Genomic DNA, 15925 nt, shown 5'->3' with positions numbered 1-15925 from the left:
CACCGCACCCGAGAGGCGTGACGAACCGAGTACTCGCCGATCTCGACCCCGAGGTGCACCGCGCGATCAGTGCCGAGCTCGGCCGACAGCAGACCACCCTCGAAATGATCGCGAGCGAGAACTTCGCACCCTTGGCCGTCATGCAGGCGCAGGGTTCGGTACTGACGAACAAGTACGCCGAGGGCTACCCCGGCCGGCGTTACTACGGCGGATGCGAAAACGTCGACGTCATCGAGCAACTCGCGATCGACCGGCTCAACGCCCTGTTCGGATCGTCGTTCGCCAACGTGCAGCCGCACTCGGGTGCGCAGGCAAATGCCGCTGCCATGGCGGCACTGCTGCAGCCGGGCGATTCGATTCTCGGTCTCGCACTCGCCCACGGCGGACACCTCACGCACGGCATGAAGCTGAACTTCTCCGGCAAGTTGTACGACGTCTCGGCCTACCACGTCCGCGAAGACGACCATCGCGTCGACATGGACGAGGTGGAGCGCCTCGCCCACGAGCACCGTCCCAAGCTGATCATGGCCGGTTGGTCCGCCTACCCGCGCCACCTCGACTTCGCCGAATTCCGCCGCATCGCAGACGAAGTCGGTGCCTACCTGATGGTGGACATGGCGCACTTCGCCGGCCTGGTCGCCGCCGGACTGCACCCGTCACCGGTACCGCACGCACACGTGGTCACCTCGACGACGCACAAGACGCTCGGCGGACCGCGCGGCGGCGTCATCATCACCAACGACGCCGCGCTGGCGAAGAAGTTCAACTCCTCGGTCTTTCCCGGTCAGCAGGGCGGGCCCCTCGAACACGTCATCGCCGGCAAGGCCGTCGCCTTCAAACTTGCTGCCGAAGAGGACTTTCGGGAACGGCAGCAACGCACCCTCGAAGGCGCGAAGATCCTGGCCGATCGACTGCTGACCGACGACGCCGCAGCCGCAGGCATCGACGTGGTCTCGGGCGGCACCGACGTCCACCTCGTTCTCGTGGACCTGCGCAAGTCCGAACTGGACGGCAAGCAGGCCGAGGACAGACTCCATCACGTCGGAATCACCGTCAACCGCAACGCCGTTCCGTTCGATCCACGGCCACCCATGGTCAGCTCCGGAGTCCGGATCGGCACCCCTGCCCTCGCGACCCGCGGCCTGGACGCCACGGCGTTCGCCGAGGTCTCCGACGTCATCGCCCACGCGTTGCGTCCCGACACCGACGACCGCGGACTCGATGCACTGCGCATCCGGGTCGAATCCGTTGCCGCGCAGTTCCCCCTCTACTCCGACCTGACGGAAGGCTACCGATGACCGCCCCCGCAACCCCTCCGGGCGCACATCTGCCCGACCATCCGGACTTCCTGTGGCGCAACCCCGAGCCGAAGAAGTCCTACGACGTCGTGATCATCGGCGGCGGCGGACACGGCCTGGCCACCGCGCACTACCTCGCCAAGAACCACGGCATCACCAATGTTGCTGTGCTGGAGAAGGGGTGGCTCGCCGGCGGAAACATGGCGCGCAACACCACCCTCATCCGGTCCAATTACCTGTGGGACGAGAGCGCGCGCATCTACGAGCACTCGCTGAAGCTGTGGGAAGGGCTCGCCGACGACCTCGACTACCCCATCCTGTTCAGCCAGCGCGGCGTCCTCAACCTCGCGCACAGCCTGCAGGACGTGCGCGACAGCGTGCGACGCGTCGAGGCCAACAGACTCAACGGCATCGACGCTCAGTGGGTCGACCCCGACGAGGTCAAGAAGCTGTGCCCGATCGTCAACATCTCCAGCGACATTCGCTACCCGGTACTCGGTGCGACATACCAGCCGCGCGCCGGCATCGCCAAGCACGACTACGTCGCCTGGGGATTTGCCCGACGCGCCGACGCGGCCGGTATCGACATCATCCAGAACTGTGAGGTCACCGGCTTCACCACCGACGGCAACCGCGTCACCGGGGTGAAGACCACGCGTGGCGACATCGCCACCGGCCAGGTCGCGCTGTGCGCAGCCGGGCACACCTCGACGCTGACGGACATGCTCGGCATCAAGACTCCGCTGCAGAGCCATCCGCTGCAGGCCCTCGTCTCGGAGTTGCTCGAGCCCGTGCATCCCACCGTGGTCATGTCGAATGCCGTGCACGTGTACGTCTCTCAGGCCCACAAGGGCGAACTGGTGATGGGTGCGGGCGTCGATTCCTACAACGGCTACGGCCAGCGCGGTGCGTTCCACATCATCGAACGGCAGATGGCAGCTGCGGTCGAGTTGTTCCCCGTCTTCGCTCGCGCGCATCTGCTGCGCACCTGGGCCGGCATCGTGGACGTCTGCCCCGATGCCTCCCCCATCGTCGGACGCACGCCGTTCGACAACGTGTTCCTCAATTGTGGTTGGGGTACAGGCGGATTCAAGGCAACCCCCGGTGCCGGTTGGTGCCTGGCCGACACCATCGCCAACGACGAGGTGCACGAGTACATCGCACCGTTCAGTCTGGACCGATTCGTCACCGGCGCGCTGGTGGACGAGCACGGTGCCGCAGGCGTGGCGCACTAGTTTCTCCGCCCCGACACACGCAGCACCCGAACGAGAAATCTTGGAGTGGCAATGCAATTGATCGAATGCCCGTGGTGCGGGAGTCGAGAAGAGACCGAGTTCCACTACGGCGGCCAGGCGCACATCGCCTACCCCGAGGAACCCTCGGCTCTGACCGACGAACAGTGGGCGCACTTCGTGTTCTTCCGCGACAACCCCAAGGGGCTCTTCGCGGAACGGTGGAGCCACAGTGCGGGCTGTCGGCGTTGGTTCAACGCCGTGCGGGACACCGCCACCTACCGAATCCACAGTGTCTATCGCCTCGACGACCCGAAGCCGGTGAACCCATGACCGCATTCCGCACCGCATCCGGCGGCCGCATCGACCGCACGAGCACCTTCGACTTCACGTTCGGCGGCTCGGCCCTGCAGGGCCACCCGGGCGACACGCTGGCATCTGCGTTGCTCGCCAACGGTATTCATCAGGTGACCACCAGCATCAAGCTCGGCAGGCCCCGTGGATTCACCGCTGCATGGGCCGAGGACACCGGCGGACTCGTACAGATCGAGGAGCCGTTCCCCGAGCCGATGCTGCTCGCCACGACGATCGAGCTGTACGACGGCCTGGTCGCTCGGGGCATCCCCGGACAGGGCCGTCTCGCCGAGATCTCCGACTCCGCCAAGTACGACGCCATGCACGCCCACGCCGACCTGTTGGTCGTCGGTGCCGGTCCGGCTGGTCTGACGGCCGCTCTGGCCGCCGCCCGCAGTGGCGCTCGCGTGGTCGTCGTCGACGATCAGAGCGAGTTCGGCGGCTCCCTGCTCGGCTCCGACGACGTCATCGACGGACGGCCGGCCCTGGACTGGGTTGCCGACGCGGTGGCCGAGTTGTCGACCTTCCCCGACGTGACGTTGCTGCGCCGCACCACCGCGTTCGGTTCCTACGACGACGGCTTCGTGCTCGCCCTCGAGCGCCGCACCGATCACCTGGGCTTGGAAGCTCCTGCAGCGCTGAGCCGTCAGCGAGTCTGGCGTATTCGCTCGCGTCACATCCTGGTGGCCACCGGCGCCCACGAGCGTCCCGTCGTCTTCACCGACAACGATCGACCCGGAATAATGTTGGCGCACAGTACACGTACGTTCCTGCATCGCTACGGCGTGACGGTAGGAACCGAGGCCGTGGTGTTCACCACCAACGACAGCGCGTACAAGGCAGCCGTCGATCTGCACGACGCCGGGGTCCGCATCGCGCGCATCGTCGATGCCCGCTCCGAGGCACCGGAACACTGGCTCGGCCTGTGCCGCGAGCGCGGTATCGAGGTGCGCACCGGCAGCGTCGTATCCGGCACCCGAGGCGACACCCGCGTCACCCACGCACTGGTCACCGGTGCAGACGGTGCCACCGACACCGTGGCGTGCGACGTGCTGCTCGTCAGCGGCGGTTGGAACCCCGCCGTCCACCTGTTCAGCCAGGCCCGCGGAAAGCTGCGCTACGACGGCGAACTCGGTGCGTTCGTTCCCGCGGACGACGTCGAGGGCATCAGTGTCGCCGGGTCGGCCTCGGGAGTGTTCGATCTGGCCGGATGCCTCCGCGACGGTAACTCGGCCGCGGCAGGTGCGCTGACCCGTCTCGGCTTCGACGTCACCGAAACGTCGCCACCAGCAGTCGAATCCGTGCCCAGCAGCGAGTCGCTGGTGCTGTGGCGGGTGCGCGACGACTTCGGAGCCGACAGCCAGTTCGTCGACGTGCAGCGTGACGCGACGGTGGCCGATCTGGTCCGCGCCGTCGGTGCAGGCATGTCGTCGATGGAACACATCAAGCGCTACACCACGATCGGCACCGCGCACGATCAGGGCAAGACCTCCGGTGTGGTGTCCTCGGGCATCGTGGCGGAGCTGCTCGACAAGCCGGTGGAGAACCTGGGCACCACCACCTTCCGACCGCCGTACACCCCGGTGGCGTTCGCGGCGTTGGCCGGCCGCAACCGCGGCATGGCCTTCGACCCGGAACGGGTTACTGCAGTGCATGATTGGCACGTCGCCCGCGGCGCGGTCTTCGAGGACGTCGGACAGTGGAAGCGGCCCCGCTACTACCCGCTAGCCGGCGAGGAGATGCACGACGCCGTGCTCCGCGAGTGCGCGGCCGTGCGTGCGAGCGTCGGCATGCTCGACGGTTCGACACTGGGCAAGATCGACGTACAGGGCCCCGACGCCGGTGTGGTGCTGGACATGTTCTACACGAACATGATGAGCAACTTGAAGGTCGGCATGGTTCGCTACGGCGTGATGTGCGGTGCCGACGGCATGGTGATCGACGACGGCACCGTGATGCGGTTGGCGGACGACCGATTCCAGGTGTTCACCACCACGGGCGGCGCAGCAGGAATGCTCGACTGGATGGAGGAGTGGCTGCAGACCGAATGGCCGCACCTCGCGGTTCGGCTGACGTCGGTGACCGAGCAGTGGGCCACGTTCCCCGTCGTCGGACCGCGCTCCCGCGACCTCGTCGGCGAGATCTTCCCCGAGCTCGACGTCTCCAACGAGGCGTTCCCGTTCATGGCCTGGCGTGACGCCTCGGTCGACGGTGTGCCGGTACGCGTGGCGCGCATCAGCTTCTCCGGTGAACTGGCCTTCGAAGTGAACATCGATTCTTGGCACGCCCACGCACTGTGGTCGCGGCTGATCGATGCGGGCGAGACGTACGGCATCACCCCGTACGGCACCGAGACCATGCACGTGCTGCGGGCCGAGAAGGGCTACCCGATCGTCGGCCAGGACACCGACGGGACCGTCACCCCACAGGACCTCGGTATGAGCTGGGCGGTATCGAAGAAGAAGCTCGACTTCATCGGAAAGCGCTCGTTCGACCGTGCCGAGAACCGGAACCCGTTGCGCAAGCAGTTCGTCGGGCTCCTGCCCGTCGATCGGGAGACCGTCCTCCCCGAGGGCTCGCAGATCATCGAGCACTCCGAGAGCGGCGTCCTCCCCGAGCTTCCGGTTCCGATGCTCGGCCACGTCACGTCGAGTTACGCCAGCGCAGAATTGGGCAGGCCGTTCGGGCTGGCCCTGCTCGAGGCCGGGCGTGACCGACTCGGCGACATCCTGCACGTCCCGGTGGGCGACACCCTCGTCGCCGTGGAAGTCACCGGCTCCGTACTCGTCGACCCGGAAGGTAACCGCCGTGATGGCTGACCGACTCGCCGCCAGAAGCCCACTCGCAGAAACAGTTCTGCCGGACTCGTCTGCTGTCCGCATCGTGGAGGAGCCGTTCCTGGCCGGGATCGACCTGTGGGTCGACCCGAGCGGGCCGGGCGGTGCCGCTGCCTCGACCGAGCTCGGCACGGAGCTGCCCGGCCCCGGACGCGTTGCCGAGGGCGCGAACACCACCGCGATCTGGCTCGGCCCGGAGGAGTGGCTGATCATCGGGGCGGGCCTCGATCCGGTCGAACTCGAACACCGTCTCGGCTCGGCCGTTCGTGAGCATCGCGGTGCGGCAACCGATGTGTCCGCACAGCGAACCAGTCTGCGGCTGAGCGGTTCCAGGGCCCGCGACGTGTTGGCGAAGGGGTGCTCGATCGATCTGCACCCTCGCGTCTTCCCGGCCGGGTCGACGGTACAGACCATGCTGGCGATGGCAGGCATGATCCTCATTGCCTGTGATGACACCGGAACGGACTATCGCATCCTGGTGCGCTCGTCGTTCGCACGCTATCTCGCTGCCTGGCTGACCGACGCGGCCGAGGAATACACCGACGCCGGCTGAGTCGGACCACCGAACCCGACGCGAGAGAAAAGGTGACCGCAGTGCTCACGACCGTCTCCACGGCAACCCGGGCAGCCGATGCCCGCGACCGGTTGCTGACCCGGTTGACGACCTCGCATCCGGTCGTCTGCGGGATCGTCAACGTCACCCCGGATTCGTTCTCCGATGGCGGTCGCTTCCTGGACTTGGGTCGTGCTGTGGCGCATGCTCTGTCGATGGTCGACGAGGGTGCCGAACTGCTCGACATCGGCGGTGAGTCGACCCGGCCGGGGGCAACCCCGCCCACCGTCGACGAGGAGATCGCCCGAGTCGTACCGGTGATCGACGCCCTGTCCAGGCTTACCTCGACACCGCTGTCGGTCGACACCTCACGGCCCGAGGTGATGCGAGAGGCGGTACTCGCCGGGGCGAGTGTCATCAATGACGTTCGTGCTCTTCGTCTTCCGGGCGCACTCGCCGCAGCTGCCGAACTGGACGTTGCCGTATGCCTGACGCACATGCAGGGCGAGCCGGCGACGATGCAGCATTCCCCTCGGTACGGCGATGTCACGGCAGAGGTCCGCCAGTTCCTCGACGACCGGGCCGCCGAATGCATCCGGGCCGGAATCCCGGCGTACCGCATCCTGGTCGATCCCGGATTCGGGTTCGGGAAGACTCTCGAGCACAATCTTCAACTGCTGCAGGGCCTTCGGGCGCTCACCGCTTCCGGGCGACCGATCATGGCGGGTCTGTCGCGGAAGGGCATGATCGGTGCCATCACCGGCCGAGAGGTCGAGGGCCGACTCGCCGGATCACTCGCCGCCGCGATCTTCGCGGCCCAGAACGGGGCGTCACTCCTGCGGGTCCACGACGTCGCCGCCACCATCGACGCACTGGCCGTGATGCGGGCAGTGCGGTCGCTCGACGTACTGCCCTCACACCCAGGTCAATCCACGACGAATGCCGAGGCCACCTCATGACCGCATCCCTCTCCTCCGCCCGTCGGCTCTTCAGCGCCGAGCACGGTTGGATGGCCGTCGACCCGTTCGGTTCACCGGCCCAGACTCCGAGCCGTGTGGGGGTGACGCCGGCAGCGTTGGCCGACGCGGCCGACATCGTCGGCGTCGATCTTCCGTCGGTTCGTACCATGCTCACCGCCGGTGATGCGTGCGGCACCATCCACACCTCCGCCGGCTCGGTCACGGTGTACGCCCCGGCGAGCGGCATGGTCACGATCGTCAACCCCGCTGTGCGCGAGGACCCGTCGCTCGTCGCTGCCGATCCACTCGGTGCCGGCTGGCTGTTCGCCGTCCTGACTCCCGCTGCCTCGTCGTTCGACGACCTCACCATGCGCGAGCCGACCGGCGCAGTTCGGACGACCTCATGACCATCAGTGTGTTCGACCTCTTCTCCGTCGGAGTCGGCCCCTCGAGTTCGCACACCGTCGGACCGATGCGCGCGGCCGCCCGATTCGTCGACGATCTGCGGACCATGTCTGCGTTCGACGACGTTCGAGAGCTGGCGGTCGATCTGTACGGCTCGTTGGCCGCGACCGGAGCCGGCCACGGCACCATGACCGCCGTACTGCTGGGGCTGGAAGGCCATGCGCCCGAGACCATCACGACCGAGGTCATGGAAGAACGGCAGGCATCGATAGCCGCCACCGGCCGAATCGTCTTCGGTGGTCACCGCGAGATCGACCTGGCGGTCGACGACATCGTGCTGCGTCCGTTGACGGTACTACCGTTCCACCCCAACGGAATGAAACTGACTGCTCGCGCGGCAGATTCGACCGAACTGCACAGCGAGGTGTACTTCTCCGTCGGTGGCGGCTTCGTGGTGACCGAGGCCGAAAGCGTCGAGGCCGTCGCACCCGTCGCCTCCGCGAACGGATTCGCGTCGGCCAAGGAGTTGCTCCAGCTCTGTGAGCGGCGACGCTGCAGCATCAGCGACGTCATGACCGAGGTCGAACTCGAACGCCGGACGCACGACGAGATTCGGGACGCGTTGCTGCACATCCGTGACGTCATGGTCGAGTGCGAGGTTCGTGGCATCTCCCGCGACGGCTACCTTCCCGGCGCGCTGGGAGTGCGGCGTCGAGCACGGGACTGGTTCCTGCGGCTCGATACCGAGGATCCGAACCGTTCGAGCGAATTCGCCGAGGACTGGGTCAATCTCGTCGCCCTCGCAGTCAACGAGGAGAACGCCTCCGGCGGACGAATCGTCACAGCACCCACCAACGGCGCGGCCGGCATCATCCCGGCCGTGCTGCACTACGCGACCCGCTACACCGCAGCCGGGGTCGCCGATCCCGACGGCAGCACGGTGCGCTTTCTGCTCACCGCCGGCGCAATCGGGTCGCTCTACAAGGAGATGGCGTCGATCTCCGGTGCCGAAGTGGGCTGCCAGGGTGAGGTGGGTTCGGCGGCGTCGATGGCCGCAGCCGGTCTGGCCGAGGTACTGGGCGGCACACCCGAACAGGTGGAGAACGCCGCCGAGATCGCGATGGAACACAGCCTCGGTCTCACGTGCGACCCTATCGGCGGACTGGTGCAGATTCCGTGCATCGAACGCAACGCGATCTCGGCGGGTAAGGCCATCAATGCTGCACGAATGGCATTGCGCGGCAACGGTACCCACCGCGTCAGCCTGGACCAGGTGATCGAGACGATGCGCTCCACCGGTGCCGACATGCACTCGAAGTACAAGGAGACCTCCAGCGGCGGCCTCGCGATCAACGTGCCGGTCAATTTCGTGGAGTGTTAGAGCGTGGAGTGCTAGAGGCCGAGAACTTTTCTCCACCGCCACACAACGACGAGGGGCCCGTACCGATTCGGTACGGGCCCGTCGTGCGTGTCGGCTCAGCTGAAGATGACCGTCCGGTGTCCGTGCAGCAGGACGCGATTCTCGCAGTGCCAGCGGACCGCTCGCGAGAGTGCGAGTGCCTCTGCGTCCTGTCCGACGGTGGCCAGACGAGACGGGTCGTGAGTGTGGTCGATACGAATGACCTGCTGCTCGATGATCGGGCCCTCGTCCAGGTCGGGGGTGACGTAGTGCGCTGTCGCTCCGACCTGCTTGACGCCCCGGTCGAAGGCCTGGTGGTAGGGCTTCGCGCCCTTGAAGCCGGGCAGGAACGAGTGATGGATGTTGATCGCCTTGCCGTGCAGCGCTCGACACGTCTCGTCGGAAAGCACCTGCATGTAGCGGGCCAGTACCACCAGGTCGACCTCGTACTCGGCGACGAGGTCCAGCAGACGTTGCTCGGCCTCGGCCTTGGTACCCGGGGTGACGGGAACGTGGACGAACGGCAGCCCGGCAGCCTCGGCCATCGGCCGCAGCACCTCGTGATTGCTCACCACGGCCACCAGTTCGCCGCCGAGATTCTGTGAGCGCCAACGGAAGATGAGGTCGTTGAGGCAATGCCCCATCTTGGACACCATGACGAGCACGCGCGGCTGGCTGCAGCCGTTGAAGGTGTACGTCATCGCGAATCGGTCGGCCACCTCGCGGAAGCTGTCCGTCAGCTTCTCGATGTCGGTGGCACCGCTGGCCACGAACGAGGTGCGAAGGAAGAACGAGCCGTCCGTGGAGTCGTCGAACTGTTGGTGTTCGGCGATGTCGCAGTCGTTGTCGAAGAGGAACGCACTGACGGCCCGGACGATGCCCGGCCGCTGGCCGCAGCTGAGCGTGAGGGTGAAGTTCTCGGTCATCGAATCTCCTGGTACTGGTGGGTCGTCAGCTGCGGATCTTGGCCATCTCGGGGTCGACGAGAGGCTCGGCCACGACGGTGGCGGACACGAGCCGATCGAAGTATCGAATCTGTACTGCTGCACCGGGTTCTGCGCTACCGGCAGGAACCCAGGCGTAGGCGATCGGCGCACCGACGGTGTGACCGAACGAGGCGCTGGTGACGTAGCCGGCGGGTTCACCGTCCACCAGGACGGGCTCGTGGCCGAGTACCACCGACGTGCCGTCGTCGATCTTCAAGCAGACCAACTTCTTCGAGACGGTGTCGTCGGACATCTCGAGTACGGCGTCGCGGCCGCGGAATTCGCCCTTCTGTGGGCGTACCGCGAAGCCGAGGCCTGCCTCGTAGGGATTGTGCTCGGTGGTCATGTCCGAACCCCACGACCGGTAGCCCTTCTCCATGCGCAGGCTGTTGAACGCAGCGCGCCCGCCGGCGATGATCCCGAACTCGGAACCCGCCTGCCACAACATGTCCCACAGTCGCTGGCCGTAATCGGCGGTGGTGTACAGCTCCCACCCGAGCTCGCCCACGTACGACAATCGCATCGCCGTGACGGGCACTCCCCCGATACGAACCTGCTTGCAGCGGAAGTACTTGAAGTTCTCGTTCGAGAAGTCGTCCTGGGTGAGCTTCTCCACGACCTCGCGGGCGTGGGGACCCCACAGGCCGATGCAGCACGTGGATCCGGTGATGTCGTCGACGGTGACGCTGCCGTCACTCGGTGCTTCACGGCGGAGGTAATCGAAATCGAGATTGCCGTTGGCTCCGACCTGGAACTCGTCGGCAGACAACCGCGCCACGGTGAGATCGCTTCGGACGCCGCCCTTCTCGTCGAGAGCCAGCGTGTACGTGACGGCTCCGACGGACTTGTCCATCTTGCCGGACGTCAATCCCTCCAACAGTGCCAGCGCACCGGGTCCGCGTACGCGCAGACGCTTGAGCGGGGTCATGTCGTACATGGCGACGGACGTACGGGTCTTCCATGCCTCGGCCGCGACAATGGGCGAATGGAACATCGACGCCCACTCGTCGCGCTCGGGCGGCTGCCACTCGACGGGAAGCTGGTGCACCAGATCGGCATTGGCCTCGTACCAGTGCGGGCGTTCCCACCCGCCGCCTTCGAGGAACACGGCACCGAGTTGATGCTGCCGCGCATTGAAGGGGCTGACCCGAACGTCACGCGGGGACAACCGCGGCTGCGAGGGATGCAGCACGTCGTAGATCTCGACGAAGTTCTGCTGCGAGGTTTCGCTGACGTACGCGGGATCGAGCTGGAAATCCTCGAAGCGGTTGACATCGCATCCGTGCAGCTCGACCTCGGAGCGTCCGTCGACCAGCAACTGTGCGATGGCCCGGCCGACTCCGGCCGAATGCGTCACCCACACGGCCTCGGCGATCCAGAAGCCCTTGACGTCCGGAGACTCACCGAGCAGCGGTCCACCGTCGGGGGTGAACGAGAAGACTCCGTTGAAGCCGTGGTCGATCGTGGCGGTCTCGAGGCACGGCAACAGCAGCTTGGACTGCTCCCACGACGGCGCGAAGTCCTCCTGCGTGAAGTCGAGCATGGACGGCATCGCCTCGTCGGACACACCGTCTCCGCCGGGCAGGGTCTTGGTGTCGACGGGCATCGGGCGGTGGGCGTAGGTTCCGATGCCGAGACGGTCGACGTGCTCGCGGAAGTACAGGTCCTGATCCTGATGACGAAGAATGGGCATGCCGGCCTCGGCCGCTTCGGTGTTGCGTCCCACCAGTTCCGGGATCTGATCGGTCTTGGCGTACTGGTGCGCCAAGGGCAGCAGCGGCACCTTCATGCCGACCAGTTCGCCCACATCGGGGCCCCAGAAGCCGGCGCAGGACACCACGATGTCGGCCTCGATGACGCCGTTGTCGGTTGCAACACCGGTGACGCGGCCACCCGTCTGTTCGATACCGATGACCTTGGTGGAACCACGGAAGACCGCTCCGCGCGATTCTGCGCGACGGGTGAGTGCCACGACGGCACGGGACGCTTTGGCAAGACCGTCGGTCTCGACGTACAGACCGCCGAGAACCCGCGAACGGTCTATCAGCGGATGCAGTTTGGCGCATTCGGACGGGTCGATGACCGATCCTTCGATGCCCCAGGACGTGGCCCAGCCCTGCTTGCGATGCAGGTCGGCCAGTCGCTCCTCGGTGGTGGCCACTTCGAGGCCGCCGAGCTGATTGAAGCACCACTGCCCGTCCACCTCGAGGTTCATGAACTTCTCGACCGTGTATCGGGCGAGTTCGGTCATGGTCTTGGATGCATTGGTCTGGAACACCAGACCCGGTGCGTGCGAGGTGGATCCACCCGTGAGAGGGAGCGGCCCCTGATCCAGCACGGTGATGCGATCCCAACCGCGTGCGGTGAGCTCGTCGGCCACGTTGGTACCGACTATGCCGGCGCCGATGATGACAACTCTCGGTGAACCCATGGTGGTCCTTCCGTATCGGGGTGGAGAGATGGAGCTCGGCCGAAGCGGTCCACGGCCTGCACGACAACTAACCAGAGATTGATATATCAAGAGTATGGGCAGGGATGGTTGTGGTCAACCCCCGAAATACCGATGGTGCGGGACGCATAGTTTCGCGTCCCGCACCATCGCTCACTTCACTTGCCGGCCTTGACTTTCGGCGGGGCCTTGGGGTTCTTGACGATGAACGGATCGTTCGTGACGTCCTTGTACAGCGAGACACACGTACCGATCATCACCAGTACGAACGGCGCCGCCACGATGATGGTCATCGTCTGCAACCCATTGAGAGCGTCCGAACCTCCCGTCCACAGCATCAGGATCGCGATGCCGCCGGTGACGACACCCCAGAAGGCGACGACCCCACGGGACGGATCCAGGGTGCCCCGTTGCGACAGCGTGCCCATCACGATCGAGGCAGCGTCGGCACCACTGACGAAGAAGATGCCCACCAAGACCATCACCAACACCGACGAGATGCCGGCCAACGGGAAGTGGTCGAGAACCGCGAACAGCTGCGACTCCGGCTTACCCAGGGCCACCAGATCCTCGGTTCCCTTCTGCTGCTCGCCGATTGCCGCTCCACCGAAGATCGAGAACCAGACCAAGCTCACCGACGTAGGGATGAGAATGACGCCGATGACGAACTGGCGGATGGTGCGGCCGCGACTGATGCGAGCGAGGAACATACCAACGAAGGGGGTCCACGAGATCCACCAGGCCCAGTAGAAGATCGTCCAGGACGAGAGCCAGGACTCGGTCTCGGGGCCACCGGATGCCGCCGAGCGCGCCGACATGCCGGCGATGTGCGCGGCGTAGTCGCCGAGAGTGGTGGGCAGCAGATTCAGGATCAGGACCGTGGGGCCCGCGACGAACACGAAGATCGCAAGCACGAGAGCCAGCACCATGTTGATGTTAGACAGCCACTGAATTCCCTTGGAAACCCCGGACACTGCCGAGGCCACGAACGCAAGTGTCAGGATGGCGACGACAGCCACGAGCAGAAGCGTCCCCGCTTGGTTGACCCAGCCGAGAACCTCGATACCGGAACCGATCTGGAGTGCGCCGAGGCCGAGGGATGCCGCGGTGCCGAACATCGTGGCGAAGATCGCCAGAATGTCGATGACCTTGCCGATGGGGCCTTCGGCGCGGCGACCGATCAGCGGAATGAACGAGGAGCTGATGAGCTGCTTGCGGCCCATCCGGTAGGTGCCGTAGGCGATGGACAATCCGACCACCGCGTACATCGACCAGGGATGCAGTCCCCAGTGGAAGATGGCTGTCGAAAGTGCCGTTCCCACAGTAGAATCGGTGATTCCGGGCGGCGGGGTGACGAAATGAGTGAGGGGCTCGGCCACTCCCCAGAAGATCAATCCGATTCCCATGCCGGCGCTGAACATCATTGCGATCCAGCTGACGGTGTTGAATTCGGGCTTCTCACCGTCTTTGCCGAGCGGAATCTTTCCGTAGCGACTGAGCGCGAGCCACAGCGCGAAGATCACGAACCCGGTGGCCGAGAAGATGAACAGCCAGCCGACGTTGGTCACGACCCAGTCGAGTACCGACGCGTTGACGGACTTCATGTTCTCGGTGCCGAGGATGCCCCATGCCAGAATCGCGATCACGATGGCGGCGGTGATACCGAACACCACCTTGTCGGTGCGCGGCTTGCCCTCCTCTCCGTGGTGGTAGACCTCGAGGGGGCCGTAATGATGAGGGGCATGTTTCTCGGGTGCATCGACGCGAGTTTTGTCGCCCCGGGGTTTGCTGTTCGTTGTCACATCGTTCTCCCTCCGGCTCTCGCCGAATAGGTGTGTCGCCCGTGCACGCAGCGTGGGTGGTCGGATAGGTGCGCGACTCGTTGCTCTCTGCGCAACTACGATTTGTTTGGACTCGAACAAGACTGAGCCGACCCAGGGGCTATGTCAATAGATGGCTGGTCATTTCGACGCGTTCATCACAGATTTTCGAAACGGACAACGCCTCTGAACAGCATCTACGCAATTTCAAATGCCAAAAGTTGTCCGAATTCGATACTCGCTTTTAACATTCGATACTGTCCGGTAACTGATATATTAAGCCTATTCCACCACCGTCGGCGGCCTTGAACGCCGCTCCTTCACTTCACTCAGGAGTACCAACCATGCCGCAGCAGGTCCGCGCCGTCGTCGCCAAAAGCAAAGGCGAGCCCGTCTCGATCGAAACGATCACCATTCCCGATCCCGGCCCGAACGATGTCGTGGTCACCATCGCCGCGTGCGGGGTGTGTCATACCGATCTGCATTACCGCGAGGGCGGCATCAACGACGAGTTCCCGTTCCTGCTCGGCCACGAAGCCGCAGGCACCGTCGAAACCATCGGCGACGCGGTCACTCATGTCGAGGTCGGCGACTTCGTGGTGCTGAACTGGCGGGCGGTGTGCGGGGAATGCCGAGCCTGCAAGAAAGGCACCCCCTGGTACTGCTTCGACACCCACAATGCCTCGCAGAAGATGACTCTCCCCGACGGCACCGAACTCTCTCCGGCGTTGGGGATCGGGGCGTTCGCCGACAAGACCCTCGTCCACGAAGGCCAGTGCACCAAGGTCGACCCGGACTCCGATCCGGCGGTGGTCGGGTTGCTCGGGTGCGGGGTGATGGCCGGACTCGGGGCGGCGATGAACACCGGGAACGTCTCCCGCGGGGATTCCGTCGCCGTGATCGGGTGCGGCGGTGTCGGCGATGCCGCGATCGCCGGCGCCCGCCTGGCGGGGGCGTCGACGATCATCGCCGTCGACCGCGACAAGAAAAAACTCGACTGGGCTCTCGAACTCGGCGCCACCCACACCGTCGATGCCTCGCAGGTCGATGCCGTCGAGGCCATCCAGGAGCTCACCGGTGGGTTCGGGGCGGATGTGGTCATCGATGCCGTCGGCCGCCCGGAAACCTGGAAGCAGGCGTTCTACGCCCGCGATCTCGCCGGGACGGTGGTGTTGGTGGGGGTGCCGACGCCGGAGATGACGGTGGAGATGCCGTTGATCGATTTCTTTTCCCGGGGTGGGTCGTTGAAGTCGTCGTGGTACGGCGATTGTTTGCCGGAGCGTGATTTTCCGATGTTGGTCGATCTGTACGAGCAGGGTCGGTTGCCGCTGGAGAAGTTCGTGACCGAACGGATCGGTCTCGGTGATATCGAGGCGGCGTTCGAGAAGATGCATCAGGGCACGGTGCTGCGTTCGGTGGTGGTCCTGTGAGTGGGCAGTTGCGGGTCGAGAAGGTGGCCGCTTCCGGTGACTCGAGCCCGTGCGCTGCGGCTCGACACCTCTGATATATCAAAGTGGGCCTCTTTACCCGTCGGTAGCGTTTTGTTTCATGGTGCCCTCGACGTATTCCGACGTCGGGGGCATCATCGAGTCGGGCGGATGCGGCACCGGCCACGCATGTCATTGCACGGGCT

12 protein-coding genes are annotated in these 15925 nt (G+C 65.4%); 9 read left to right on the top strand and 3 right to left on the bottom strand.

Annotated elements, in window-relative coordinates:
• The first annotated feature begins 17 nt into the window (after positions 1-17).
• From glyA to CH266_RS20745, 8 genes are read left to right on the top strand one after another with little or no spacing between them, the layout of a single operon-like run.
• The gene (glyA, locus tag CH266_RS20780) at positions 18-1298 is read left to right on the top strand and encodes a serine hydroxymethyltransferase (protein ID WP_094716086.1); all 1281 of its coding nucleotides are present in this window, start codon (positions 18-20) and stop codon (positions 1296-1298) included.
• Positions 1295-2533, top strand: coding sequence for a sarcosine oxidase subunit beta family protein (locus tag CH266_RS20775; RefSeq protein ID WP_032367894.1), 1239 nt, complete (start codon positions 1295-1297; stop codon positions 2531-2533). Before glyA ends, CH266_RS20775 begins: the two co-directional genes overlap by 4 nt.
• 51 nt (positions 2534-2584) lie before the next feature.
• Entirely contained in the window at positions 2585-2863 is a 279-nt protein-coding gene (locus CH266_RS20770; RefSeq protein ID WP_032377699.1) for a sarcosine oxidase subunit delta, read from the top strand.
• Positions 2860-5703 (top strand): 2Fe-2S iron-sulfur cluster-binding protein, encoded by a 2844-nt coding sequence (locus CH266_RS20765; RefSeq protein WP_094716085.1) that lies wholly within the window; start codon positions 2860-2862, stop codon positions 5701-5703. Before CH266_RS20770 ends, CH266_RS20765 begins: the two co-directional genes overlap by 4 nt.
• Positions 5696-6274: a sarcosine oxidase subunit gamma gene (locus CH266_RS20760; RefSeq protein ID WP_094716084.1), complete on the top strand. Its 579-nt coding sequence runs from the start codon at positions 5696-5698 to the stop codon at positions 6272-6274. Before CH266_RS20765 ends, CH266_RS20760 begins: the two co-directional genes overlap by 8 nt.
• A gap of 41 nt (positions 6275-6315) precedes the next feature.
• Positions 6316-7233, top strand: coding sequence for a dihydropteroate synthase (folP, locus tag CH266_RS20755; protein ID WP_176457162.1), 918 nt, complete (start codon positions 6316-6318; stop codon positions 7231-7233).
• The gene (locus CH266_RS20750; RefSeq protein WP_094716083.1) at positions 7230-7640 is read left to right on the top strand and encodes a glycine cleavage system protein H; all 411 of its coding nucleotides are present in this window, start codon (positions 7230-7232) and stop codon (positions 7638-7640) included. The genes folP and CH266_RS20750 overlap by 4 nt, the downstream gene beginning before the upstream one ends.
• Positions 7637-9019 carry an L-serine ammonia-lyase gene (locus tag CH266_RS20745; protein ID WP_094716082.1) on the top strand — a complete coding sequence of 461 codons (1383 nt, stop codon included), beginning with the start codon at positions 7637-7639 and terminating at the stop codon, positions 9017-9019. The genes CH266_RS20750 and CH266_RS20745 overlap by 4 nt, the downstream gene beginning before the upstream one ends.
• 95 nt (positions 9020-9114) lie before the next feature.
• On the opposite strand, the gene purU is transcribed toward CH266_RS20745, so the two are convergent.
• The 3 genes from purU to CH266_RS20730 all read right to left on the bottom strand — a co-directional run bounded on the left by purU (position 9115) and on the right by CH266_RS20730 (position 14274).
• A complete protein-coding gene (gene purU / locus CH266_RS20740) occupies positions 9115-9963 on the bottom strand; it encodes a formyltetrahydrofolate deformylase (protein ID WP_032367897.1) in 849 nt (282 codons plus the stop codon).
• Between the two features lie 25 nt (positions 9964-9988).
• On the bottom strand, positions 9989-12454 hold the full coding sequence (locus tag CH266_RS20735) for a GcvT family protein (RefSeq protein ID WP_094716081.1): 2466 nt from the start codon (positions 12452-12454) through the stop codon (positions 9989-9991).
• Between the two features lie 176 nt (positions 12455-12630).
• A complete protein-coding gene (locus CH266_RS20730) occupies positions 12631-14274 on the bottom strand; it encodes a BCCT family transporter (protein ID WP_080730000.1) in 1644 nt (547 codons plus the stop codon).
• Positions 14275-14636: 362 nt separating this feature from the next.
• Between CH266_RS20730 and CH266_RS20725 the strand changes: the two genes are divergently transcribed.
• On the top strand, positions 14637-15722 hold the full coding sequence (locus tag CH266_RS20725) for an S-(hydroxymethyl)mycothiol dehydrogenase (RefSeq protein WP_094716080.1): 1086 nt from the start codon (positions 14637-14639) through the stop codon (positions 15720-15722).
• The last annotated feature ends 203 nt before the right edge of the window (positions 15723-15925 follow it).

It is taken from the genome of Rhodococcus sp. 06-1474-1B (assembly GCF_002258885.1).
Taxonomy (GTDB): domain Bacteria; phylum Actinomycetota; class Actinomycetes; order Mycobacteriales; family Mycobacteriaceae; genus Rhodococcoides; species Rhodococcoides fascians.
Note: the sequence above shows the minus strand (reverse complement) of the source record. Positions and strands in the feature narration are given on the sequence as shown.

What these genes read in the sequence shown, in the direction of transcription:
- purU (WP_032367897.1), bottom strand. Translation starts at nt 9,963, where the DNA reads ATGACCGAGAACTTCACCCTCACGCTCAGCTGCGGCCAGCGGCCGGGC.
- CH266_RS20745 (WP_094716082.1), top strand. Translation starts at nt 7,637, where the DNA reads ATGACCATCAGTGTGTTCGACCTCTTCTCCGTCGGAGTCGGCCCCTCG.
- CH266_RS20770 (WP_032377699.1), top strand. Translation starts at nt 2,585, where the DNA reads ATGCAATTGATCGAATGCCCGTGGTGCGGGAGTCGAGAAGAGACCGAG.
- CH266_RS20775 (WP_032367894.1), top strand. Translation starts at nt 1,295, where the DNA reads ATGACCGCCCCCGCAACCCCTCCGGGCGCACATCTGCCCGACCATCCG.
- CH266_RS20750 (WP_094716083.1), top strand. Translation starts at nt 7,230, where the DNA reads ATGACCGCATCCCTCTCCTCCGCCCGTCGGCTCTTCAGCGCCGAGCAC.
- CH266_RS20760 (WP_094716084.1), top strand. Translation starts at nt 5,696, where the DNA reads ATGGCTGACCGACTCGCCGCCAGAAGCCCACTCGCAGAAACAGTTCTG.
- CH266_RS20735 (WP_094716081.1), bottom strand. Translation starts at nt 12,454, where the DNA reads ATGGGTTCACCGAGAGTTGTCATCATCGGCGCCGGCATAGTCGGTACC.
- CH266_RS20725 (WP_094716080.1), top strand. Translation starts at nt 14,637, where the DNA reads ATGCCGCAGCAGGTCCGCGCCGTCGTCGCCAAAAGCAAAGGCGAGCCC.
- CH266_RS20765 (WP_094716085.1), top strand. Translation starts at nt 2,860, where the DNA reads ATGACCGCATTCCGCACCGCATCCGGCGGCCGCATCGACCGCACGAGC.